The sequence below is a fragment of the Pedobacter cryotolerans genome (assembly GCF_005116475.1).
In the GTDB taxonomy this organism is placed as follows: domain Bacteria; phylum Bacteroidota; class Bacteroidia; order Sphingobacteriales; family Sphingobacteriaceae; genus Pedobacter; species Pedobacter cryotolerans.
Map to the genome: position 1 here is coordinate 359,283 of NZ_SWBO01000004.1, position 25,698 is coordinate 384,980.

General features: G+C 32.8%; 22 protein-coding genes and 1 CRISPR repeat array. Of the genes, 10 read left to right on the plus strand and 12 right to left on the minus strand.

Annotation, left to right across the window (positions count from 1 at the left end; genetic code table 11):
- Positions 1-62 precede the first annotated feature (62 nt).
- Complete coding sequence (locus FA045_RS09470; RefSeq protein ID WP_136876821.1) at positions 63-761, minus strand: DUF1826 domain-containing protein; 699 nt, start codon at positions 759-761, stop codon at positions 63-65.
- A 171-nt stretch (positions 762-932) separates the two neighbouring features.
- Between FA045_RS09470 and FA045_RS09475 the strand changes: the two genes are divergently transcribed.
- The gene (locus FA045_RS09475) at positions 933-1,913 is read left to right on the plus strand and encodes a glycerophosphodiester phosphodiesterase family protein (protein WP_136876822.1); all 981 of its coding nucleotides are present in this window, start codon (positions 933-935) and stop codon (positions 1,911-1,913) included.
- A gap of 41 nt (positions 1,914-1,954) precedes the next feature.
- Here the strand turns inward: FA045_RS09475 and FA045_RS09480 are convergent, their stop codons facing one another.
- Complete coding sequence (locus tag FA045_RS09480; RefSeq protein ID WP_136876823.1) at positions 1,955-2,722, minus strand: LMBR1 domain-containing protein; 768 nt, start codon at positions 2,720-2,722, stop codon at positions 1,955-1,957.
- A 173-nt stretch (positions 2,723-2,895) separates the two neighbouring features.
- Positions 2,896-4,371 carry a hypothetical protein gene (locus FA045_RS09485; protein ID WP_136876824.1) on the minus strand — a complete coding sequence of 492 codons (1,476 nt, stop codon included), beginning with the start codon at positions 4,369-4,371 and terminating at the stop codon, positions 2,896-2,898.
- 325 nt (positions 4,372-4,696) lie between these two features.
- Between FA045_RS09485 and FA045_RS09490 the strand changes: the two genes are divergently transcribed.
- Positions 4,697-5,116, plus strand: a complete 420-nt coding sequence (locus FA045_RS09490) for a hypothetical protein (protein WP_136876825.1) — start codon at positions 4,697-4,699, stop codon at positions 5,114-5,116.
- Positions 5,117-5,236: 120 nt separating this feature from the next.
- Positions 5,237-6,269: a CRISPR direct-repeat array (repeat unit 46 nt; unit sequence GTTGTGATTTGCTTTCATTCTTTGAACTACTGATATTTACAACAAC).
- A 213-nt stretch (positions 6,270-6,482) separates the two neighbouring features.
- Here the strand turns inward: FA045_RS09490 and cas2 are convergent.
- The 7 genes from cas2 to FA045_RS09525 form a co-directional block, all read right to left on the minus strand.
- Positions 6,483-6,812: a CRISPR-associated endonuclease Cas2 gene (gene cas2 / locus FA045_RS09495; protein ID WP_136876826.1), complete on the minus strand. Its 330-nt coding sequence runs from the start codon at positions 6,810-6,812 to the stop codon at positions 6,483-6,485.
- An 8-nt stretch (positions 6,813-6,820) separates the two neighbouring features.
- Positions 6,821-7,819 (minus strand): type II CRISPR-associated endonuclease Cas1, encoded by a 999-nt coding sequence (gene cas1, locus FA045_RS09500; protein WP_136876827.1) that lies wholly within the window; start codon positions 7,817-7,819, stop codon positions 6,821-6,823.
- 11 nt (positions 7,820-7,830) lie between these two features.
- Positions 7,831-8,310, minus strand: a complete 480-nt coding sequence (locus FA045_RS09505; protein WP_136876828.1) for a hypothetical protein — start codon at positions 8,308-8,310, stop codon at positions 7,831-7,833.
- 1 nt (position 8,311) lies between these two features.
- Positions 8,312-8,554 (minus strand): hypothetical protein, encoded by a 243-nt coding sequence (locus FA045_RS09510; RefSeq protein WP_136876829.1) that lies wholly within the window; start codon positions 8,552-8,554, stop codon positions 8,312-8,314.
- 11 nt (positions 8,555-8,565) lie between these two features.
- On the minus strand, positions 8,566-12,852 hold the full coding sequence (cas9, locus tag FA045_RS09515) for a type II CRISPR RNA-guided endonuclease Cas9 (RefSeq protein WP_136876830.1): 4,287 nt from the start codon (positions 12,850-12,852) through the stop codon (positions 8,566-8,568).
- Between the two features lie 230 nt (positions 12,853-13,082).
- The gene (locus FA045_RS09520; protein WP_136876831.1) at positions 13,083-13,715 is read right to left on the minus strand and encodes a response regulator; all 633 of its coding nucleotides are present in this window, start codon (positions 13,713-13,715) and stop codon (positions 13,083-13,085) included.
- Positions 13,716-13,764: 49 nt separating this feature from the next.
- Positions 13,765-15,795: a tetratricopeptide repeat-containing sensor histidine kinase gene (locus FA045_RS09525; protein ID WP_136876832.1), complete on the minus strand. Its 2,031-nt coding sequence runs from the start codon at positions 15,793-15,795 to the stop codon at positions 13,765-13,767.
- Positions 15,796-15,953: 158 nt separating this feature from the next.
- Between FA045_RS09525 and FA045_RS09530 the strand changes: the two genes are divergently transcribed.
- From FA045_RS09530 to FA045_RS09565, 8 genes are all read left to right on the plus strand, one after another.
- On the plus strand, positions 15,954-17,822 hold the full coding sequence (locus FA045_RS09530; protein ID WP_136876833.1) for a thiol-activated cytolysin family protein: 1,869 nt from the start codon (positions 15,954-15,956) through the stop codon (positions 17,820-17,822).
- A gap of 187 nt (positions 17,823-18,009) precedes the next feature.
- The gene (locus FA045_RS09535; protein WP_136876834.1) at positions 18,010-18,633 is read left to right on the plus strand and encodes a hypothetical protein; all 624 of its coding nucleotides are present in this window, start codon (positions 18,010-18,012) and stop codon (positions 18,631-18,633) included.
- A 164-nt stretch (positions 18,634-18,797) separates the two neighbouring features.
- Positions 18,798-19,046 (plus strand): type B 50S ribosomal protein L31, encoded by a 249-nt coding sequence (locus FA045_RS09540; protein ID WP_136876835.1) that lies wholly within the window; start codon positions 18,798-18,800, stop codon positions 19,044-19,046.
- Between the two features lie 70 nt (positions 19,047-19,116).
- Positions 19,117-20,289: a putative sugar nucleotidyl transferase gene (locus tag FA045_RS09545; protein ID WP_136876836.1), complete on the plus strand. Its 1,173-nt coding sequence runs from the start codon at positions 19,117-19,119 to the stop codon at positions 20,287-20,289.
- A 186-nt stretch (positions 20,290-20,475) separates the two neighbouring features.
- On the plus strand, positions 20,476-21,237 hold the full coding sequence (tpiA, locus tag FA045_RS09550; RefSeq protein WP_136876837.1) for a triose-phosphate isomerase: 762 nt from the start codon (positions 20,476-20,478) through the stop codon (positions 21,235-21,237).
- Between the two features lie 65 nt (positions 21,238-21,302).
- A complete protein-coding gene (gene prmA, locus FA045_RS09555; RefSeq protein ID WP_136876838.1) occupies positions 21,303-22,145 on the plus strand; it encodes a 50S ribosomal protein L11 methyltransferase in 843 nt (280 codons plus the stop codon).
- A gap of 30 nt (positions 22,146-22,175) precedes the next feature.
- The gene (locus tag FA045_RS09560) at positions 22,176-23,528 is read left to right on the plus strand and encodes a UDP-N-acetylmuramate--L-alanine ligase (protein ID WP_136876839.1); all 1,353 of its coding nucleotides are present in this window, start codon (positions 22,176-22,178) and stop codon (positions 23,526-23,528) included.
- A gap of 34 nt (positions 23,529-23,562) precedes the next feature.
- Positions 23,563-23,910 (plus strand): helix-turn-helix domain-containing protein, encoded by a 348-nt coding sequence (locus tag FA045_RS09565; RefSeq protein ID WP_136876945.1) that lies wholly within the window; start codon positions 23,563-23,565, stop codon positions 23,908-23,910.
- Here FA045_RS09565 and FA045_RS09570 read toward each other — a convergent pair.
- On the minus strand, positions 23,891-25,009 hold the full coding sequence (locus FA045_RS09570) for a GNAT family N-acetyltransferase (protein ID WP_136876840.1): 1,119 nt from the start codon (positions 25,007-25,009) through the stop codon (positions 23,891-23,893). The two genes, FA045_RS09565 and FA045_RS09570, sit on opposite strands and share 20 nt — an antisense overlap.
- Positions 25,010-25,079: 70 nt before the next feature.
- Positions 25,080-25,292 carry a hypothetical protein gene (locus tag FA045_RS09575; protein ID WP_136876841.1) on the minus strand — a complete coding sequence of 71 codons (213 nt, stop codon included), beginning with the start codon at positions 25,290-25,292 and terminating at the stop codon, positions 25,080-25,082.
- Positions 25,293-25,698: the final 406 nt, after the last annotated feature.

Consider the following 25,698-nt stretch of genomic DNA (forward strand, 5'->3'; position numbering starts at 1 on the left):
TTTCCATCGGCTAAAGCATACTGCAATGAACCAATGAACTAATCAACACCCTTCACCCAAGCTCAACAAATCAAAAGCAGCCTATATTCTCCTTTGGTTTCTATAGGAGCTCGGTGCACACAAGGTAAAGCTTGTTGCTTTGGGTGGTCTACCGCTAGTTTCCATAGGTTGCCAATACCTAAATTTACAGGATGAGCATCGGGTTTAGGTTGGTAGTGGAGATCGAAGAAGTAGGCTTCCAAAAAGTCTTCAAATGTGGGTTCAGTACCATCATATAAATCTTTAAGTTTTTGCCGAATTTCAGGGATTAAAATCTTTTGCTCAACTTGATGGTTGGGTAAAATCTCACTTGCTGCACCAAAATAAGTGCATAAAAAAGTATCTGTTGCAATAGGAGATCGATCAACATGATAAGAATATACATCAGTAGAAATGAAATCCAATTCATCATCTCGTTGGTAGTTTTTAATTAAATTGAGCGATGGAGATGCGCCGGAATCTGTTAATAATTTAATGTCGTTTAACAAAATTGATCTTGCTGCGGCACCATCATTAGATAAAGTTAGGGCTAAAAGCTCTTCAATACCTATATCTGTAATATTTTCTTTAAGCAGTAGTTGTGCAACCACTTCTTTAAAATCTCCATTAAGATTTCTCTGCCAGCAAATTGCATTTCTTTCTCCCTCAAATACCGTATCTATCAGTTCATTAAAGGAGCTAACTTTTATAATTTGCTTGCTATTAGAAAATTCGCTGTTCATTAGTTGTTTAAACAATTTAGCAAATCTACTTAGAAAAGACTAAAGCCGAGGCACTACAAACGAACAAATTTCGATACTCCATTTATTTCAAAAACTAAAATTTAATATTAGCATAACACAATTGAGCATGATGACAAGCTACATTTGAACATTCAATAAAAGTAATTTATCATGAAAGCGAATTTAATATTAATAGGCTTGCTGTTATCAAGCTCAGCATTTTCACAACAAAAGTTAGATGTACAAGCACACCGTGGTGGCATGGCATTATTGCCAGAAAACACCATACCCGCAATGTTAAATGCTGTAAAGTTAGGGGCTAAAACATTAGAACTTGATGTAGTGATTTCGGCAGATGGTAAAGTGGTTGTATCTCATGATAATTATATGTCGGCTACGTTTATGAGCAAGCCAAATGGCACCGAAATTGATAAAGCTGACGAGAAAAACCATAACATCTATCAGATCGGATATGATAGTGTTCGTAAATATAGTTTAGGTGTAAAAAACCATCCCATGTTTCCAGAACAACAAAAGTTAAAAAGCCATAAGCCATTGCTAACCGATTTAATTGATAGTGTAGAAGCTTATGTTAAAAAAAATAACTTAAGGCCAGTATATTATAATATTGAAACTAAATGTTCTCCCTTAGGCGATGATAAATTCCATCCTAAGCCAGCTGTATTTGTGAAAAACTTGATGGATGTAATTAATCAAAAAAATATAAAACCACGACTAATCATTCAATCTTTTGATGTAAGAACGCTACAGGTTTTACACCAAACAGAACCTACCGTAAAATTGGCATTATTGGTACAAGGTAAAATGAATATTTCTGAAGACCAGCTTAAAAAATATGGACTTTCTGCTCAAGAAGTTGAGGCTTATTTAAAACAAATGAATGCTAAAAAGGGTGGCCTTGATGAAGAACTTGCCAACTTAGGGTTCACCCCAGCAATTTACAGTCCATATTATAGTGGTGTAGATGCAGAAATGGTTAAAAAGGTACATGAAAAAAAGATGTTAATTTTACCATGGACAGTTGATAAAAAAGAAGACATGATTGCTTTAGCAAAGATGGGTGTTGATGGTATTATCACCAATAAACCTGATGTTTTAATTGAATTGGTGGGTAATTATCAAAACAAATAAGTTTTTTGGGTTAGGGTAAGAATTTTCACTATTCCAACCCTCTATCCGCCCCATATATTCCTTAATCTTTTGTATCCAGTTGTTAAGTAATGTTCTCCATCAGGCCATAAGGTTTGCCCTTTTACTAACCACGATAAGCCAAAGGCTTCTACTGCAATTGCTTCAAATACGTAAACTATCGGAAAAGGTTTTAAATCTATACCTGTATAATGCTTTAAAATAAAATATAGGCCAAGTATAACCAAAGATGCAATGATAGTCCAGCCGCAAATCTTAAATATCAAATTGCGTTTTGATTTTTGGCTCGTTCTTCCTTTGTTTTCCGTTGATGGTTTTCGGTCATCACCTTTGGTAAAAAATACGATTGACATTATAGCAAGGCACAATAGAAAGGTAGCAGCAAATGCAAAATGCCAGCCAGTTCCAACAAGGGTATCAAACACGCCTCCATGTGGGGTGTGTACCGAAAGATGACAATCGTTGCAAATTATCTCAGTAGGTACAAATGCTACTCCAATACCACATATTCCGGCAACAAAAGTTAGTAGCCATTCTTTAAAAGTATAACCATAATAGCTGATTAAAAAAGCCCCAATGATACACAGTATCACTACCAAAATATCTCCGCGGTCGGTAAAATAATAATCACTAATAGAAGGCTCAAAGCCTGCATATTCCGAAGGTCTTTTAGGGAATATGGCCAATACAATTGGCAATAACATACCACCAAATCCGATAAGGTTTCTTAAAGTGAGGTAGGATAGTACCAGTTCATTTTTTTCTTCTTTGATGTGATCTGCTGTTGACATGGTTTGGTTAGTTATTAGATGGATTTAATAATTATAATTTGTTAAATGCTGATATTCTTTAGTTTAGCTTTATGAATTTATGATTATTTATTTATTGTAGCAATTTAATGGGTAAATATTGAAATGAAGTTTGAATTAGAAAAGTATAACGCTTTATCTGCATGGGGTAAATTTTAAAAATTAAATGGTATAGCTGTTTTTACCCCAATTTGATTTCTTTTATAAAATTTTTGTCCAACGTTTACGGCACTAACATTTCTACCATGTATATCGTTAAAACTATAAAACACTTCAAAACTTATAGGGCTTGCTGCTCTTGTTGATCCTTTTTTTGCGGTATTAAATACAATACCTGTCTCGATGTTTTGCTGAGCTTTTCGCTTGGTAGCAATATCAGCTTTGCCATACGGCATATCCCAAATGTATTTAAAACGTAAACCTAAATTACCTGTAGCCGTAAACATTTTATATCCTTCTACAAATGCTTTAGTGCCATGATAAGTTTTAAAATCGCTTAAATCATAAACCGTGGTAACCGCTGTATTGGTATAACTAGTATTGGTAACATCGGTTTTTTCTACTTTTTTAAATTCCGTAGAACTCAATTCCGCAAAGTTGTTAAAATAGCCAGCTGTAATACCTCCTGTTAGCAACATGTTGCTCAAAAAGTTTTGATATCCTCTTGGATTTTCTGTTTTGTGAAAATAGTTTAGCGTAAAAGTAGACTCATAGGAGCTGATACTTTTTTTAGCATTAGCAGTAGTGTTTTGCGGATTTACCTTGTCGTAATAATTAAAACGGTTGCCACCTGCTTTCTGACTTATGGTACCCCAAAATATATGTCTTGAATTGTAGTTGAATTTTGTGTTTAGTGAATCTAAAAGTTTTTCCCTCTTTGTTGCAAACTTTTCATATTTACTTAACTGATTGACTAAACTATTATAGGCAATCATATTAAGGTAGATGCTGTCTTTTAATTTTTTTAAATCATTCATATTTTTTGTAGTGTCTACTTTTTCGTCAAAGGTTTTAAGTTTATAGGATAATTTAAGCTTTTGAGCTAAAAGTGTTTTTTGTTGAATGCCCTCTTCCTTCGTCATAAACAAAGTATCGTAATTGTTAATGAAGGTTGAGTATAAATCGTATTTATCGCTTGGCAAATACCAGTACTTTTGCTTTAAAATAAATGAAAATGAGACATTAGCGCTGAAGTTTGATGCAGGTTTTTGAGTACTGATCAAACTAATGATATCATTCCCAAAGCCGCCTTGTAACCCAAGATTTATAAAACTGTTTTTTAAAATTTTATTCTTACCAATACCACGTGGTCGTATGGCATAAGAAACTTCTGCAGTAGGCTTAGTTACATTTACAGTAGCGTAACTCATAGATTTACCAGTAGAAAAGTCTGTTTGTAATAATTTTGAAAAATCTGCAAAACTTCGCTCAAGAAACTTGCTAGAGTCTAGGGGATGCTCCAAAAAGCGTTTAATAAGCTGCTCTTTTTTCTCTTCATCGTTTGATTTTAAAGGCAATTCGTTTCCATTTTTATCTATTCTAATGTTTGCTTGTTTAGTTTGTGACAATACTTTTGTACTAATAGTTAAAATAAATAAAATGGTTAAAAAGGAGATTGTTGTAGTTTTCATGATTGAGGGATAATTTGATCACATAAATTTACTCCTAAAAGCTATTTTAAGCAATACCTGTTTATAGGGATTTTAGGATGGTGGGCATAACCCAAGTGTTTATAGCCTCACCCTATCAAAGTATGTGGTGGAATGCATTTGGTTAGTTTCCCTCTCCAAAAGAGAGGGATGCAGGATGGTTGGCCTAACCCATTTGCTAGGGGTTGAGGGTATCAAGATACTAGTTTGGCGTTAGGAGCGAACAACTTCCCATCTATCCAACTCAACACCTTCTACCTAAACATATCTCTTCTTCAATTGTTATCTTGATATTAAAGCAAAAGCCATGTCGAATAGAAATGATAAACATACAGCGCAAACTTCTCCAAAAGACGGATTAGACAATACTGGAACACAAGGTTACGATACCTTAAGTGATGATGCCTATACTGGTAATGTTAAAACAACTGTAGAAACCAGCAATAACCCTGATCAACAAATCCCAGTTACCATTAACTCACCAGAAATGGAAGGCGAAAAAATTATATTCGACTTATTGATCAATCAAAAATTGGCACATGTAATCGTCAGAAAAAATGGAATAAATTTCCACATTAATATTGATGGAGAAGACGTAGGAAGATTTGAAATAGAAAATCATGGTAAAATTAATCGATTTCCTCAGCCTAGAGGAGCGAGAACTGATGATGATGTTTATTTTAGTCCAGTTGAGGAAAAATTGAAAGCATTGGGTAAGTTGGGTTAGCTTGTTGGTTTTCATTTTACCTCACGCTATCAAAGTGGCTGGTGTAAGCCTATTCACTTTCTTATTTGAATGCCAACTACCTTAAAAGCAAAAAAAAGAATGAAAGCAAATTTTCGCGAAGCGAAAATTTGCTTTCATTCTTTGAACTACTGATATTTACAACAACATAACCGTTGTAATGAACTTACATAAACTAGTTGTGATTTGCTTTCATTCTTTGAACTACTGATATTTACAACAACTTTGTTTCTGACAAGGGCCGCAATATTGGTGTTGTGATTTGCTTTCATTCTTTGAACTACTGATATTTACAACAACCGATTTGAATTTTAGAAAGCACCGCAATGTGTTGTGATTTGCTTTCATTCTTTGAACTACTGATATTTACAACAACTAAAATTAGATGATCAGTTTCATCGTCTAAGTTGTGATTTGCTTTCATTCTTTGAACTACTGATATTTACAACAACTCACCTAAGCCATTAACCCTATCATAATATGTTGTGATTTGCTTTCATTCTTTGAACTACTGATATTTACAACAACAAGGCGCAACTCCAGCATCTAAAGTATATGGTTGTGATTTGCTTTCATTCTTTGAACTACTGATATTTACAACAACGCAAAGTAAACTAATACAGGTTTAACCCCTGTTGTGATTTGCTTTCATTCTTTGAACTACTGATATTTACAACAACAACCATTGTAAACCGATCTATCAGTAAAGTGTTGTGATTTGCTTTCATTCTTTGAACTACTGATATTTACAACAACATGCCGATGTGAAAATGTTATTTGTACCGTGTTGTGATTTGCTTTCATTCTTTGAACTACTGATATTTACAACAACATACTTCAACAGGGGGATATCAAACAGGTAGTTGTGATTTGCTTTCATTCTTTGAACTACTGATATTTACAACAACACCTTGGAAGAATCTACCAGGACTATCTTGTTGTGATTTGCTTTCATTCTTTGAACTACTGATATTTACAACAACAAGTGATGAATTATTTATTTGCGAAAAATGGTTGTGATTTGCTTTCATTCTTTGAACTACTGATATTTACAACAACTTAATACTGTGTTATCCATAACGTAAGGGCGTTGTGATTTGCTTTCATTCTTTGAACTACTGATATTTACAACAACAGACCATGGTTCAAAAAATTGTATATCAGTTAGTTAGTTCGAAAATTAGAATAAAAAAAATCCGGTTGCAAAAGCTTCCGGATTTTCATTCTAATACTTTATTTTAATTGTAATGAAGGGATTAAGATAGGTAGAAAGGAAATTAAATAATGGTTTAAAATTTTGTTTAAAGATTTCTCCTTGCTTTGCTGCGTTCGAAATGACGCGAAGAATCTAAAAAAGCTCCAATTGTTGTGGTGTATCTGGTAAAGCTGTTTCTTTTTTGCCATAAAATAATTCCATCATCCCAAATTGTTTGTCGGTAACGGTCATAATACCGATATGCCCTTTTTCTGGTAATAAGTTTTTAACTCGTTTAATGTGTACATCAGCATTTTCTCTACTGCTACAATGCCTTAAATAAATAGAAAATTGGAACATCGCAAAACCATCTCGCATAATTTCTTTACGAAACTTAGCAGCAACGCTGCGTTCTTTTTTGGTTTCGGTTGGTAAATCGAAAAAAACTAAAACCCACAAAATTCTATATTCATTTAAGCGCATTCATTTAATTATTCAGTTTCACCTTCATTCTCCAAACCGCTAATTACCTCATTGTCTAACATTCTGGCATTATTTGTTTTTTTAATATCAAAGTTATTTAGGTAAGGATAATTGATCTTTCTAATTACACCTTCATAACATTTGGCTAGGGAAGAAGTGGTGTTTTGCAAACCTACCATTAGCGGACTTTTGCCTCTTTCAAATTGTACATCAACAGTGGCAATGCCTAACAATTGAGTTTTAATAGAAGTACCTAATTCTAAGAAGTTTTCTCCGTTATCAATGATTCGTAAAACGATTTGATCTACATAAGGTCTATAGGGTTCCATGATATCATCTGCCAAACAATAGGCATTGTATTTATTGCGATGATGGATGCCTAGGGTAGGGAGTAAACCAGAACTTACCAAACCTCTTGCAACGATTGCTCTTAAAATGGCATAACCATAATTGAGTAAATTATTAGGTGGGTCGCCATCTCTACCTCTAAAAAAGTCGACCTTTTTCGGGAAAACATTTTTCCAATAATAAGCTGCTGCCCTGGCTTCGTAATTGTCTGGATCGCCAGAGCGTACATTTTTGGCCCAGTGTACCATGTTATCGCAAGGGATATTTCTTTCGAACAATACCGCTGCTTGGTTTAATATTTTTGCCTGAACCGTTTGTTGCCACAATTGTTTTTTTAAAGGTTGCGAAGCATCTATTTGATAGCGAAAACGCTCGCTTTGTATATCATGGCCATCAATTGGCAACAACATGCCAGTAGGCAAATGACTATGGTTGCAGGTAATAATCGCTGCATTATTATCTAACAGCGCAGCTATACAGGCGTGGGTAATGGTAATTTGTTGATGATCTAAAATCACAATGCCAATATCTTCTATAGGTACTGATTTTTTAGATTCCTTTTCTCCCAAAACTTTTAAATGAGGCAAATCAATTTGTAATTGATCTTTTTGTAGGTTGAGGTAAGCTGGATTGGAGAAGTGGAGCGTTCTTTTAATCATAAATTATTTGTTTACCATTTGTTCTCTCTAAACTGGTTAATTTTTTGAAGAATTTCAACATCCGCTTTATCCTGGGTTCTTCCGGCAATCATTTTAATTTGAAGTAAATGATGATATTGAATAATCGGTACTTTTTTGTCCTTTAAAGGAAAAAATATTTTTTTGGCATTAGCAGTTTCATAATTTAGGCCTTGTACTTTAGTAAGAAAGTCTATTTTATTTGGTTGTTCGCCAATACTAAAAACAAATACTTCGCTGAAATCAATAGTATTTAATATTTTCAAATCCTCTTCAATTATTCCAAATTCATTGAGAGCTTTTATCAGTCTTTCCTTATTATTGTTATCAGGCATTAGCCAAATGTCCATATCTGAAGTAGTACGCTCGTACCCATAATGTATTACTGCATAACCACCAATAAGTATAAAATCAACTTTGTTGGCTAAAAGCGAAAGTAAAAGCTGCTTATGATCCTCTAATAAAATATCCATTTTAGCTAAAGTTTATTCTATTGCTTCGTTTGTTATCTTTTAGGTAATTACTAAAAACTCTTTCAATTAAGTTTTTGGCATTTATTAAGTGCTGTTCAGCATTTAACGATGCTAAATGTTTATAATTATCTTCGGCTTCTTCTTCAAAAGAGTTGTAAAATCTGATTCTGTTCTTGGTTTGATAGGATACTGAAGAGTCATTTAATTCTTTAATCTCTTCAGTATTTTTATTATACTTTTTCATAATTTCTGTAGCTAGTATTCTCCTATTTTTACGACTTGTCCAATGTGATTAATGCGGACTTTGACAATGTCTTTTAAAGGATTTGTAGTCCAAATAGGTTTATAAGTCACACCAAATAATTGCTTTTTTTCTTCTACTGTCGTTTCAAGATGATGTCTAAACATGTAATTTTTTGTAGCAATCTTCTGCGTCCTAAACAAATTTGGGCTAATTATCTTATTATTCTTAGGGTCTAGTAAATCTATTTCTTTAGGATTAAAACCAGTTTTTTCATTAGGGAATACAAAATATTCATTTTGTTTCATTGTAAATAAAAATCCCCATCCTAAATATGAATTATAGGATTTATCAATAATTGGCAAGCCTTGGTTTACTCTTTCTATAGCTTCGAAAAGTGAAACTACTCTTTCTTGTAGATTACCTTTTTCATCTTTGTAAATTGCTACGTGATGATTATTGCCTGTACTTACAAAATCTACAGGAATGGGTTTATCATTTTCATCTAAAATCTTAATGCCCAGATGGTCTTTTTTGTAGTGCAAAGGTTCTGCATTGTTAATTCCACTTATTTTAACTTTTTTAATTGAAATTCCTTTTTCCTCATTCAACCAAATTGGGTTTTTACCCAAATCAGAAAATGCTTCCTTCGGATTATTATTGTGTTTTGCTAATCGTTCTTTTAAAATTCGTTTTACACCTTCATCTAAAATTTTATCAATTACTTTAATATCTTTAAAATTTTCTGGGTTAATGTCTTTTCTTATCGAAAAATCATCTTCTAGCCAAATTAATTTAACAGCTTCTGGAAGTGTTTCTGTTTTGGCTTCATCCAAATAAATCGGATTTTTAGATAAAACATTTTTGCCCGTAAAAGCTTTTTTGACATCATTTCCGTTATCTGCCAAACGCTGAAATAAAAGCTTTTTATATTGTGGGTTTGCAACTTTTTTTATAGTTTGTTCATCAAATTTTGCGCTTACTTTTTCTTCTTTACCAACATAAAATTGATACTTACCATATACTGTTTCTTTGTGCAATTGGCCTCTGGGCGTAAGCTCTATCTTAGTTTTTTCGCCCTTGGCCGATTTTGTTTTATTCTTATTTTTGGTAACTACTTTGTTTTTTGCCTTGTGCGATACCAATACGTTTTCTAACTGTTTTTTGGCTTCTTCTCTAAAATTGGGTAGCGGTAACTTGAACCTTCTTTTTTTATTGCCTAAATCATCAATAACAATTATAGTTTCTTTTTCTTCTATACCAATAATAGCATTGTGCTCTTTGTGGCTCTCATTTTTTCGAGCATTTAAAAAGTTGAGGTATTGAATGTGACTATGTTTGGTAAATGCAATGGTTAAGGCATCCATAGCATGGTGCCGATGATCATTTCTCTTACTCCAATCTACAATACGCTCTTTAAAGCTACCATCTTTTTTCTCTACCATTTCTGTTAAACCTAATTGCTTAAATTTATCAAAATTAAGTTCTTGCATAATGTTAATTAAGCCCCAATCTTCACGTAATCTATCTGTTATACTTCCAGTTGTTGGGGTAACCACTCTGAAAATTTCGTAGAGCATATTTCTTGCTTTTTTTGCAATGTATTGCGTATCTCTTAAATCTCGTTCTATAAAACCATCACCAATATCAGCTTCTTTTTTAAGGAGTTTTTGATATTTTGCTTTTGATATTCCTTCTTCTTTGTTTTTCTTTCCTAGCTCAAAAAGAAACTCTATCCTTTGCTCAAAATCTGTAAGTTTTTCTTTGCCAAATTTGCTGTCAATATAATCGTATGCTGTTTTATTGCCTTTATCTAAATTATCTTTTCTAAAAACAATAGTTTTATTAGAAAAACTATCATCAAAAACTTTAGATTGAGGTATAATGTGTTCTATATCTACTTGTTTACTAAATAAAATTTCTCTTGCGATGTAAGTATTTGTATATAAATCTTTGTAACCGTTGTTTTTTAACTCCTCATACAGTTTGTAACGAATAATGTCATTTCTTGTTGGATTTTTTATGCCAAATTCTGTTTGTAGGAATTTAAATATTTTTTCGTGTACAATTTTTGATGCGTTAATATTTGTTGTCAATTCTGCTCGTTCCTTTGCATTTTTCTTTAAATCGCGAGCCAATTCAATTCTTACTTCATCAAATTTGAAATATTCTATAATATTCCCATCTGCATCTTTTTTGCTATTGCTTTCAATTAAAGTATTTACAACATTTACAACTTGGTTCAAAATTTTCTCAACCACAGGGTTACGCAAACTATTTTTCTTCAATAAATCTAATTTATCTTTTAAAGGTCGGTTAGCAATTTCTTCTTTTGTTAATGATGAAGCCGAGTGTTTATATCCTGCTAAATCGCAAGCTTTGTCAAAATGCAACTCTTTAATGTGTGGATAAATCTTGCGCATTGCTTTGGCGCTTAAACTGCCATAATCATCTTGTAAAGCAATATTAGCTAAAATTTGACTATGCTCCTTTTTGAAACCAAACTTTTGATTTAACAATTCGTACAGTTTCTCGTTACCGCTTGCCGAATTATCCCCCTCATAAGAAAGTAACAAATGCCATAATTGATAAGAAAGTTGTTGCTCAAAAGCTTTTCCATCTAATTCAGCATCAAAATCTAAAATTTCTGTTCTTATTTCTAATGTTTCAAAAATACTTTTAACCATATCTTTAATTTCTATGGCTGATATTTCAATGTCATCGAGTTCTACTTCATCCTTGTTTGATTTTACTTTTAATAAATCTTTTGTGTCATAACCCTCTAAATCTAAAATCTTTAAATAAGAATTATATAACACTTTATTCGTCCTGTTTCCTTCTAAAGCAGAATAATTAATTTCCCAGTCTTTTACATCATATCCTAATAATTCTATAATTTTTTTTGATGTTAAATTTCCTTTTATATTTAGTTCGTTAAATAAAATTTGTTTTGTTTCTAAATCTAAAAGGAATAGCTCTTCTTCTCTGTCTGTTTGGTTTACAATGCGTTTTTTACTACCTTTTTTTCTAATTAGTACATTACTTAAAACTTGCCAAATTTTAAATTCTTGAAATAGGGGAGAAGATTTTGGTGCTGATTTTAAACCAATTGTTTTTTTTACTTTTTGACTATTTCTATCAATTTCTATTTCTCTACTTTCAAATTCGCAAAAACTTACTAATCCCTTTTGCGATTTTAGTTTTCGTTGATAAAAAATAATGATATCACGAATTTCTTTTTTGAGCTCTTCGGTTAATTCAGTATGAAACTTTGCTTGTGTTTCCCAAATTTTTTCAAATTCATCTAAATAATCTTGGCGATAAAAAACTTGATTTTTTAATCTTGTATGCGAATTTTTTAGAATTTGACTATATAAGTACTCGCCAACTGTTTGTTTATTGAAGTACAGCTCCTTGCTTCTATCGCTAATTGCACCAAGATAACCACTCGAATTATTTAAGTTGCTGTTTATCTCTGTAATTACATAACCAACTTCTTCTTTCTCTAATTGTTTGTTTATTGCATCTGCTCGCCATTCGTATGCTTTTAGTTTTTTAGCTTCTCTAGTTTTTTCTTTATTTTCTGCTGTATTAAATTGGTGTTTTAGCCAAAAAAGAGAAGATGTAACTCTTTGCCCTTTTCCATTTAGCTCTTTTTTAAATCCCTCGGTTAAAATTTCAGGATAAAATTGTTTTTGAAAATCCCAAACTTTTTCAAATTCTGCTTGCAAATCAGAACGGTAAAAATCAGGCAGATGTTTCTTGCCATTCTTTAATAATTGATAAGCTAATTGACCAGGTGTTAGGTTTTCATCATATAGCCTTTTTGCAGTTGCCATTCCATCAATTGCTTGACCTTCATCTTCGTTGTTGGCTTTTCTGCTGCTTTTGTAACCTCGTTTTTTATTAATAGCTAACAATATTCTTGCAAATTCATTTTTCTCTACCTTTTCTGTTGCTGATTTTGCCCGTAGGGCGAAAGTAGAATGGGTAGTGTTTTTGCCATCTTCTGCCAAAACAGTATCCTTTGTTATGACATTAGCTTTTGCTAAAGCATCTATTAGGTTCGAGCGCCTTAATTGATAACGGTCTAAGGTTCGTCTGGCTCCTCGTTTTAAGGTCCTATCTGCGTTAACTGTTATTGGTTTACCTTTCTCGAAATTGGTTTGTTCATCTGTAGTAAGTGGATTTACACGTACACCAATTCTCTCAATTGTTGAGCTTTGAAAATCTTCGCTTTCATTTACTTGCGCAAAGCCTATAGATGTCGTCCCCAAATCAAGTCCTAATATTTTTTTCATACGTTAATCAATAGATTTTTAAAGCTAATCAAAAAAATATTTTAAAAATTACGGATTCCCGTAATGCGGATATAAAAAGAAGTTCTATATTTGAAATTGAAAGCAAATCACAATAAGGATTATTCCGTTGTGAAAACATTAAGTAGCCCTCGACTTTAAACGGGGGCATTTTTTTTGCTCAATATCCGCAAACTGATTAAGAAGTATAAGGTTGTAGGTCTACCAACCTATCAAACCAAATTAAAACCCTTCGCTTTTTTAAGCAATAACTGTGTAGTATTGGCATTCATTTTTTGCATCAAGTTCTTGCGGTGTGTTTCTACCGTAAAGTGGCTAATGAATAATTTTTCAGCAATTTGAGGTCCGTTAAAGCCTTCGTATAATAAACCGAGGATTTCCTTTTCTCTACGGGTTAAAATCGGTACACTTTTTAAAGCCTGGTTTACGGTGTTGTATTGCTCTAATAGTTTCTGATTTGCAGCTTTGCTTAAAAATATTTTATCGTTCATTACCTCCCTAATGGCTAAAAGTAATTCGTCGCGTTCCATATTTTTTAGCAAATAACCATTGGCACCTTTTGATAAAAATTGTACGATAATGCCTGCCTCGTTGGTAGAAGTAAGGCCGATAATTTTACTGCTGTTATTGTTTTCACGAATGCGTTCGCACAAGGCCAAGCCATTCATATCTGGCAAATTAATGTCTAATAAGATAATTTCTGGCTGGTTAGTTTTTAAAAAAGCCAACGCCTCTTTAGCCGTTTTACAAATTCCTAAAATTTTTAAATAGCTTTCGCCGTTTAACATAGTTGATATTCCATCTCCAACAAGCGGGTGGTCATCTATAATTAAGATTGTAATCATTTAAACAATTAGAAAGAGATGAGCATTATTTTATTTTAATGCTGTTAAATTACTGATTATTTATCAGAAAATCCATCAAAACTGTGGTACCCACTTCATGTTCAGAATCTATCGATAATTTGCCTTGTAGATAATCTACCCGATTTTTAACAGATTGCAAACCTGCGGTGGTATTGTTTTCTTTCAAATCAAAGCCTCTGCCGTTGTCTTCTACGGTTACACTTAACCTTTCGGCTTCTCTATTAAATTGAATGATTACAACAGTTGCATTGGCATGTTTAATAATGTTATTTAATAATTCTTGAATTATTCTAAACAACATCATTTCTGTTGATGCATTTAATCTTTCGTCCATTCCGTAAGCTTGTACAGAAACATTTAACAATTTACCCGCATTTACGCTATTGCACAACTCTTGTATAGCTGGTACTAAACCAATTTTTATCAATACTTCGGGCATCATGTTGTGCGCAATTCTTCTTACTTCAACCGAAGCCATGTCTACCAATTTGTAGCTTTTCTGAAACAATTCGTTACTTTCTAAATATTTTTCTTCGTGTTTAAGGGTGCTTAATTGCATTTTAATGGTCGAGAAAAGACCACCTAAACCATCATGTAAATCTTGGGCAATTCGATTGCGTTCTGTTTCTTGTCCGTTTACCATAGATTGTAAGGAAACTACTTGTTGTTGGCGTTCTAAAAATTTAATTTGCTCTCCTTTTAAGACGCTATCCTTATCAGCAATGATTTGTTTTTGTCTACTAGATCTGTACAATAACACCAATATAATTAGCAAAGCAATACTTGAGATAATTACAATTAGCAGTAATTTATTCCGCTGATTGGCTGCAAGTTCTTTTTCAATATTCAGTAGTTTAAGTTGCGCAATTGTTTTTTCTTTCTTTTCGGTTTGATATCCATTCTCTAAAAAGTTCAATTGGGCTAAGTTTTTTTCGGTGTTAAGACTGTCTCTTATGGCGAAAGAAGAAGATAGGGAGCGATATGCGCTATCACTTTTGTTTTGTTTGTAATAAATCTCACTTAATAATTTTGAAGATGAAAGTACAATCTCTTGGATGGCATCTTTTTTAGCACCCTCATTTGCTTTTTTAAGGTAATCGGTAGCAAGGTTATAATCGTTTAGGTTGTAATAGATTTCACCTAATTTGTTATTGGTATAACTTATTTCTGCTACATCTTCAATCTTTTGAGCTAAAGCTAATTTGTTTTTGTAAATGCTGATGGCTTTAGGTATGTTCTTTAAGTACGTTTGGTTGTATTTACCTTCCATTTCGTACAGTGCCATTCGGTAATTATCTTTTTCAAAATCACTGAGCTCGTTAGTTTTTAGGTTTTTCTTTAAAGAGTCCATATAAGACTTATACATTTTGCCATTTTTCATATTGTCTGCTAAACCTACTTTCTCAGACCAATAAAGGTGTTTTAAATATGGTTTTGCCTTATTTAATAAAGGATAACATAGGTTGAGGTATTCATTTGTCTTTTTAATTTGATTTAGAGCGCTATAGTGAGTAGCAATATTGATGTAAATAGTGCACAACGATGTCGCGTCAGGTTTTAATTTCTCTAAAATAACCCTAGCTTTTAAATAGTAATTGAGTGCTGTGGTTTTATCGCCATTTTTACTATAAATGCCAGCTAGATTGTTTAATGCAATCATTTTTGAACGATTTTTTATAGTGTAATCTGGTATTTTATCAGCATGTTCATTTATTTCGCTAAAACATTCAATGGCTTTTCCCCACTCACTTCTGCGAAAATGATAATTACCTCTGGTAAGCAATACCTCACAAATTCCTCTAGCAAAACCAATCTTTTTGGCTAAAATTTCTGTGTTGTTTAAAAGTGCTAATCCATCATCTGCTTTGTTATCGTGTAAAATTTGATAAGAAGCCAGTTTTCGCATCTGAATAGCTCTAGTGGTATCATCTTTAGCAGTTTTAATTAAATTTTTTAAGCTATCTGTATTTAGCGTTTGACTAAATGCTAGGTTAACTGCAAATAGAGTTGAAATAATGATTGGTAAAGTAGACTTCAAAAAGGGAGATAAACTCTTCATATAGTGTAATTTATCTAGGCAAAGTAAAAATAAAATTTCAGCTTACAAATACCCTAATTCAGGTAGTTTTTAAGTGTAAAAATCCCATTATCAAGGGCTACAAAGTGGAGTGTATTATCCTCAGTTTTACAATACTAAAACAATTAAACCTAAAAGTTATGAGAACAAAAATTTGGCTATTAATTATAGCATTAACAGTTTCTAATTTTGCCTTAGCGCAAGTAAGGCCTAATTTGCCAATTGTGTTAAAAAAAAACACAAAATATGCGAGCTTTAAAACACTTTCAAAGCAAAAGGCTTTGCAGTTTAAACCACAAAAACAATTTACTATCCCTATTCAATCTTCTAATAAGGATGTAGTTGACGTTTCAAACTTTGCCAAATATTTAGCTGAAGAAAAGAAGGTTTTTCCTGAAAGATTAATAAATGCAGATTGTAATTTTTTGCCTATTAATTACCGCAATTCTCAGCAAGAAGTTGGTTTATTCTTTCCTTCACCGAATTTTAGCAATGCCATTTTTCCTGGGGCAATTTATCAATTTAATACCATTAAAACGCAGTCGCCTATACCTTATACAAAATTCATGAATAGAAACCCTATGGATTTAACAATGAATATTTTTGATGCAGCTATTGGAGATAATCCTCCGGTAGTTATTTCTAATTTTGGCTATGGTACTGTTTCTGGTGCTACAAAAAACATTCTAAGTAAATACATCAACGGAGTTACACCAGCAGATGTAGTAACCGAGGTAATTTTAGTAGAGTCTAACGAGCAAATGAATTCTATTTTAGGTACAGCAGGTAGTGTAGATGTTGGATTTAAATTAAATGTACCAATTCCTAAAATTCCAGTAACTGTAGATTTAGCTAACAAAGTTTCTGTATCTAATACAAGTACAACAACCACATCAACAGAAAGTAAAAAAAATACGGTAATTCTACGTTTCAGACAGGTTTTTTATGTAGCAAGTATGACCGCTCAGCAAGGACCTCAGTTTGATGTTTTTAATGATATTGATAAAACCCAATTAGAACAAGATTTGGTTTATGTGAGTAGTGTTTCTTATGGGCAAATGTTTTATGTGGTGCTTACTTCAGAATTTACAAAAGAGGCTTTATATAATGCCGTAATGAATAAGGTTTCTACTGAAACAAGTTTGGGTGTAACAGGAGTTGGTTTGCCAGTTGGAGGGGCTGTTACTGTTGGCACCTCTAATTTATCTACTAGCGAAGTAACCAATATCTTAACCTCAAGTAAAACAGAGATAAAAACATTTCAGTATGGCGGGCAAGCAATAAATATGGGTACAACTATTGATGAAGTGTTAAGGAATTTAAATTCTAAAATTGTAGTAAAATTCAATGCGCAAAATATTGGCGCACCAATAGGTTACACCCTAAATTTTGCAGCAGATCATTCGCCAGCTTGGATTAATTCCAATGTTAATTATGCAACAACCAATTGTGGTGTTGTTTCGGCCGATAGGAAATACGATGTGAAATTGGTATTGCAAAATTTAAGCGCTAAAAAAGTTGAAGATACTGATAATGATGAAGATTTATTTGGATCACTTTCTGCAAGTGTACAAGCACCTGGCAAAAATGCAAGTTTCCCAAACATGTGGAAAAAGAATGGCGAAAGTTATGATGTTAAAGCATTAGGCAACGAAGATGGCGTAACAAAAGCTTATAAAGATATTCCCACTAATATCAACGCCATCAAAACCATTGTTACAAACGTTTCGAATGAAGATTTAAGAAAAACGAAAATTTCTCTTAGAGGCAATTTGAAAGATAAAGAAGTATTTGCAGATAGAGGATATGTTTGTGAAGAATGTAATGGATCGCCATTAATTATCAATTTGGCAGATTATGCTAATCAGATAGAAACGATGCAACCTGGCGAGAGCAAGTTTATTAAGCTAGGAAATTCAGACCAGTTTAAGCTCAATTTTTATGAAGGTGGGAATAAAAACGCTTCTCATATTATAGTAAATTGGAAGATTGAAGTAATTGCTAAATAGATACTTAGTTGTACACTATAGATTTCTAACGTATAGTATTGCCCATTTCAAATTAAACCGTACGTGGCCATACAATTAAATACCCCCATTAATATATAAAAGTTATAAATGCACCTGGTTGAGGTATTTCCGAGACTTTGTTGCAAAAGAAATTGATGATCAAATTAATAATTTAAAACTAAAAAAAATGAAAACATTTAAACAAAGTTTACTCGTATTGGTAATTGCAACTACTTTATTCGCTTGTAAAAAAGATAAAGAAAAAGTTGATGAACTTGCAAAACAGGAAGTTTTACAAAAGAAAATTGCAGATATCATACCTAAAGAATTTCAGGATACCTTAACAAAATTAGGATTGGTAATTAATCAGGATGTTAATCCTCCCAAATTTAATAATGAGGCATTTATTTTTACACCTTTCGTTTTGTTTAAAAGCAATAGATCTCAAGATGTGCCAAATTTAAAGTTTCTCGACGGTAGGGTTAAGTTTTTTGATCAAGATCAAGATAACAATATTAAATTAATTGGCAAAAATTTACTTAATGAGGCAGATACTAGCATTGTTACAGCAATATCAGGTAGTGGAAATCAATTTACAATTTACGGTAAAGTGAAATCATTTGCTGGTACAAACTCGGCAGTTTTTGCAATTGTAATATCAGGGTCTAGAGAAGGAACAGAGTTAAAAGATATAAGAATGGGAATTATAAATATTGATAATTCTAAAGGTGGAACGAGGTTTATTAAACAAGGCGAAGCTCGTGTTGCTTTTGATACAGATAAAATTTCTGGTCAAATTCCTATGTTTTAAAAAAATCTTATTTGAGTTTGTTTTTCAAAAATAAAATCGTGATATTTGCAACCTCTTAAATAGAGGTTAAAAAAGACAAATAGAGATTGTCATCAGCTTTGTTGCCCGCAAAACGCAATCAAGTCATTGATAGTTTCACATAAATAACTTAAAATAATATTCAAATGAAACAAGATTTGCACCCATCAAACTACAGATTTGTAGTATTTAAAGATATGTCTAACGAATATGCATTTTTAACTAAATCATGCGTAGAGACTAAAGAAACTATTAAATGGGAAGATGGTAATGATTATCCTTTATATAAATTAGAGATTTCTCATACTTCTCACCCTTTTTATACTGGTAAAATGAAGTTAGTAGATACAGCTGGTCGTATCGATAAATTTAAAACTCGTTACGCTAAGAAATAATTTAGCGAAAACACCATATTTTTTGAAGTCCTGAGTCATAAGCTCAGGACTTTTTTTATTTTTGTAGCTTATGACGATCAATTTATTTGATGATAAGTCTTGGCAAACGCTCAGACCATTAACCTTTACCAGGCCAGTTGCCGATTTGAGAATTGGTATTTTAACCATTGCCGAAAAATGGGCTAAATATTTAAATGCCGAATTTGGCTTTCTAACACAAGATTATTTACAAATTAAATATCCCGCACTAACTGCACCGCTGTATATCAATGGTGGGGTTTGTCCGAATAAAGAATTGTTAGCAGCTATTGCTGATTTAAAAGAAGCTGAAGTTTTAATCAAAGCAGAATTGGTTATTGCCTATAAAATAGCTGAGGAGATCATTAGTTGCGATGAAGCGCTAAGTAAATTCAAAGCAATTGAGTTTATAGGAGATTTAACCTATATTCAATTTCCTGAAGATATTTTTAAAAATAACCATAACGAATTAGTTTTAGATTTTGCTTTATTAACCAAAGGGAAAACATCAGCTACGCTTAGTAACACCAATACTTTTATTGGCGACCAGTTTTTTGCGGAAGAAGGAGCAAGTGCAGAATGCAGTACCTTTAACAGTACAGCAGGGCCAATTTATTTAGGTAAAAATGCACAAGTTTGGGAAGGAACTCATATTCGTGGCTCATTTGCTTTGTGTAATAATTCTCAAGTAAAAATGGGTGCAAAAATTTATGGGCAAACTACAATAGGGCCATACAGTAGGGTAGGTGGCGAAATAAATAATGCGGTAATTTGGGGCTACTCATCTAAAGGGCATGATGGGTATTTAGGTAACGCGGTAATGGGGCAATGGTGTAATATTGGCGCCGATAGCAATAACTCTAACCTAAAAAATAATTATGCCGAGGTTAGGTTGTGGGATTATGCACAACAAAGTTTCCGTAAAACGGGATTACAGTTTTGTGGATTAATTATGGCAGATCATGCCAAATGTGCCATCAATACGATGTTTAATACCGGTACGGTTGCTGGGGTAAGCGCTAACATTTTTAGTTCTGGTTTTCCAAGAAATTTTATACCAGATTTTGCATGGGGTGGCGCACATGGTTTTGAAGTTTATAGTTTAAATAAAATGCTAGCCACTGCAAAGTTGGTTCTAGAACGTAGAAACATGGTTTTGGATGAAATTGAAATTAAAATCTTAACAGAAATTTTTGAAAGAACTAAAGAATATAGACATTTTTAAAGTTGTTTTGTCGTCCAGAGTGCAGCGAAGGATCCCAATAACTAAAGTTTTTAAGAGTTTCATTATAAGTTCGTCAATAAAAAATAAGCTTAATAAGTTTATTGCATATTGCAATTGAAATATAAATAATTACAAATATTCATCTCAGAGATCCTTCGTGATACTCAGGATGACAAATAAGATGATATGAGAAAAAAAATTGTAGCTGGTAACTGGAAAATGAATATGGATTTTAGCGAAGGAATTTCGTTATTTTCTGAAATTGTTAACATGGTTAGAGATGAGAAAAAAGGCGATCAAATTGCAGTGATTTGTGCCCCTTATATTCATATCAATAGCTTAACGCAGTTGGGTGCTGGTGTAGTAAAAATAGGTGCTCAAAACTGTCACCAAAATGAAAGTGGAGCTTTTACAGGAGAGATTTCTGCTAAAATGGTAAAATCCACTGGATGCGAATATGTGATTATCGGTCACTCAGAGCGTAGACAATATTTTGCAGAAACAGACGAACTTTTGGCAGCTAAAACTGTAATCGCTTTGCAAAATAATTTAACCCCACTTTTTTGCATCGGCGAAACATTAGACGAAAGAAACAATGGGAGCTATTACCAGGTATTAGAAAAACAGTTAGAAAATGGTGTTTTTACTTTAAATGCCGAAGATTTTGCTAAAGTTGTTTTAGCTTATGAGCCAGTTTGGGCAATTGGCACAGGTTTAACAGCTTCGCCAGAGCAAGCACAAGATATACATGCTTTTATTAGAGCAAAAGTTGAAGCGAAATACGGTGTAAACATTGCTGATGATACCACTATTTTATATGGTGGAAGTTGCAATCCAAAAAATGCAGCCGAATTATTTGCTCAAAATGATATTGATGGTGGTTTAATTGGTGGTGCTTCATTAAAATCTCGTGATTTTGTTGATATTGTTAAAGCATTTAATTCTTAGCATGTAACTGTCTTGAGCATAGTTGAGAGATTATGCTCAGGCAAACCTATAATTTAATTAGTTTAATGAAATATTTAAAAGTTGCTTTAAGTTTAAGTGATATAGAAGAATACCAACAAGATCTTTTAGTTGCCGAATTAGCGGATATTGGTTTTGATACTTTTGAAGATACGGAGGATGGTGTAGCAGCCTTTATAGTAGCTGCAGAATTTGTACAAACTAAATTAGACGATCTATTAAAAACGTTTAGCGATGATTTTAAATACAGTTATACCATCCATCATATAGAGCCAGAGAACTGGAATGAGGAGTGGGAAAAGAATTTTAGTCCACTAATTATTAATGAAGATTGCTACGTGCGAGCAACTTTTCACGAGCATCAGCCACAATATAAATATGAAATTGTTATAGATCCCAAGATGGCTTTTGGTACGGGTCATCATCAAACTACCACCATGATGATGCTTTACATTTTGGAAACAGATGTTAAAGATAAGCTGGTATTAGATATGGGAGCAGGTACAGGTATTTTGGGTATACTGACTAGCAAAAGAGGGGCAAAGCAAATTGTAGCTATAGATAATGATGATATTTGTTATTTGAGTGCTATAGAAAATGCTGCCTTAAATGAAATTGACAATTTAACATCGCTCTGCGGAAGTAAAGAAACCATTCCTAAAGAAGAATTTGATGTAATTTTGGCAAATATCAATAGAAATATATTGTTAGATCAGATTGAGACTTATGCTGCGGTTTTAAAGAACAATGGAATTATTTTATTTAGTGGTTTTTATGAAGATCCAGACTTGGAGATGATTAAGCAACATTGTTTAAAGTTTAATCTTAATTACGTTGATCATAAAAAAATAGGAGATTGGGTAGCTGCTCAATTTATTTCTCTAAATTAACTATTAGCTAATTTATCGGTTATTTAAACTATGAGGGTACATTTTATCGCCATTGGCGGAAGCGCTATGCATAACTTAGCGATTGCTTTACATAAAAAAGGATTTAAAGTAACAGGTTCTGATGATGTAATTTTTGAACCATCGATATCAAGATTAGCAAAGCACGGATTGTTACCTGCTACTTTTGGTTGGTTTGCCGAAAATATTACTTCGGCTATTGATGCGGTTATTTTAGGAATGCATGCTCGCTTAGATAATCCCGAATTGTTGAAAGCGCAAGAATTGGGATTAAAAATCTATTCTTATCCTGAATATATTTACGAGCAAGCTAAAGATAAGGTTAGGGTAGTAATTGGGGGCAGCCATGGTAAAACCACAATTACATCCATGATTTTGCATGTATTGAATCATTTCAATAAAGATTTTGATTATTTAGTTGGGGCTCAGCTTACAGGCTTTGATACCATGGTTAAAATAACCGATACCGCACCTATAATTATTATTGAAGGTGATGAGTATTTAGCTTCGCCAATTGATAGGAGGCCTAAATTTCATTTGTATAAAGCTAACATCGGCGTAATTAGTGGAATAGCTTGGGATCATATCAATGTATTTCCAACATTTGAGGAATATATTTCTCAGTTTAAAATTTTTATTGAGACGATAATTCCCCAAGGAAAATTAATCTATTGTGAAAATGATTTAGAATTAAGAAAAATTGTTGTTAACTCTAAAGCAAACATAGTACGGATTCCATACTCAATTCCGAGTAATGAAGTAAAAGATGGTGTAACATATCTTTTGCCACAAAAGCTACCTTTAAAAGTTTTTGGAGACCATAATTTAATGAACCTAAATGCTGCAAAATTGGTATGCGAACAGCTGGAAATAGGTGAGGATGATTTTATGGAAGCGATCTCTACATTTACTGGTGCAGCTAAACGTTTAGAACTTTTAAGTGCAAGGGCAAGCACCAATGTTTATAAAGATTTTGCACACTCTCCATCTAAATTAAAGGCTACAATTGAGGCAGTTAAGGCTCAGTTTGCCGATCGAAAATTAGTTGCCTGCATTGAATTACATACTTTTAGTAGCCTGAATAAGGCATTTTTAGCAGGGTATAAAAACACGATGGATGATGCCGATTTGGCAATAGTTTACATAGACGACAAAACGTTTCAGCACAAAAAAATGGATCCCTTAAGTAAGCTTGATGTTCAAACATCTTTTGGTGATGAAAGGATCTTATTTTTTAATGAAGCAACTGCTTTATTAAGCTATTTAAAAGGTTTAAATTTTGATCATACTAACTTGTTAATGATGAGTTCTGGTGATTTTGGTGGAATGGATTTGAATAATTTGGCATTAGAGTTGGATGTTTAAAATGAATAAACAAACAACAAAACCAAATAGTCAAATGAATATTATAGGAAGAAACATTAGACAACTTCGTCAGAAAAATGGTTGGAGCCAAGGAGAAGTTGCAAGCAAATTAAAAATATCTATTCCGGCTTTTTCAAAAATAGAAACTGGTATAACCGATATTAATATTTCAAGATTAGATCAAATTGCTAGATTATTTGATGTTTCAACGCTTCAAATCATTTCTAGAGATACAGAAAACTTACATGCAGGTAGTTTTACAGAAGTTAATGTGCTTAAAGAGCGAATTGCATCGCAAGATGATGAAATAGTTAAACTTCAGAAAAAAGTAATTGATTTGTATGAAGAGATTAGAGGTTTTTCTAAAAGATCTTTCGCATAGTAAGGTGCCGCTTCCCAAAAGTGGCACCAGTAGCTTGGTGAAATGAGAGCATTTTATCATTAAAATCTCCAACCCACGAAAGCTCAAGTTCTGTATATTGATTTTTAGGCAATACATATTCGCCTAACTTAATAATTAACGCAGATTCTAAGCCCAGTTTTTGGAAAGATGTTTTTGTGCCCATCACAATTGCTCGCATTCTTGTAACTCCAATCCATCGCTTGTAGGCGAATTTTAGCTTCTCAATTAGGCCTAGCTTACCATTTAAGCCTTTAATCATTTGGTTAGCATCTGGAATGATTACAACAAATGATGCAGGTTCTCCATTCGCGTAAGCAAACCAAATTAACTGCTCATCCATAATTACTTCCATCTGCTTAAAACTCTCTCTAAGCGTTTCTTTTTTAATAGGAACAAAGTTGTCAAAGTCTTGCCAACCATCGTTGTATATTTCCATCAAATCATTAATGTACTTTTCTGCGTTTGCCTTTTTAAAGTGTTCGAAACTATAATCTGGCTTTGCAGCTACCCAATTGGCAATTTTTGTAAAACGAGCCGGAAACGGAATCGTAAGGTTAATATGGTTAGTGAGCTGTTCATACGCCGTGGTAAAGCCGTACGCATTAAAAAAATCGTGATAATATGGTAAGTGATAATTCATACCATAAGAAGGTGGTGTAAAACCTTCAACTAATAAACCCCAGAAGGTATCATTTTCCCCAAAGTTAATTGGCCCTTCCATTGCTTTCATGCCATTTTTCGATAACCATTCTTTGGCCGTGTCAAAAAGTAGAAAAGCAGCTTCTTTGTTATTTATGCACTCAAAAAAACCAACTCCACCTGTTGGTACATCATAATTATGTGCTTTTTTATCATTAATAAATGAGGCAATACGTCCAATAGTCTGATTGTCTTCGTCAACCAAAATCCATCTGGTACATTTACCATGCGTAAAAAATGGATTAGCCTTTTCATTAAAAACTTTTTCTATATCGCTATCTAATGGCCTAATATAGTTTTTATCACCGCTATAAATTTTGTTTACAACTGCTAAAAATTCTTTTTTGGTTTGGTTATCGTTAACTGGTATAATCTTCATCGAATGGAACTAGCTTAAAGTAAAAAGCACCCAATTAAGGATGCTTTTAAATGTACTCTTTTATATGTAATTAAAATCTATCGTCGTCGTCATCATCGTCATCAAATTCATCAAAAGTACCCAAATCATCAATAGGCACATCAAAATCTTCATCAACTTCTACTTCTTCAACTTCAAGAACTTCATCATCTAATAATAAATCGTCATCCTCATCTTCATCATCTCTGCTAGATATCGGTTTATTGATGATGTCTTTGTCTGTTGGTTTTTTTGGCGCTTTCATAAAACAAATAATTAATAGTAGGAAAGTTAAATCGTTAGTCTAAATTACAAAAATCTTTTAATAGAATGAAACCATGTATATGGTTTTTTGATGAGCCAAAATTAAAATAAAAACAGTTTTAACGAAAGTTTTTTTTGATTTTTTGTGGTGCTGAAATGCAGCTACTTAGGTTAATTTATTAGAAATTATAATAATTACGCCATTAGCTTAAAGCAAAAAAGCGTCTCAATATAATTGGGACGCTTTTAACACACAAATGAAACCTGAATTGAGATATAGTTTTAGGTTAGGTTAAAAAATATCTTTTGTCAATCCTATAAGAACGCTTTTTGAACAAACAACTCGTGTTTGTTTAATATCTTATAACAAGTTTAATGCTAATAGAACAAGCAATAGATTATAATTA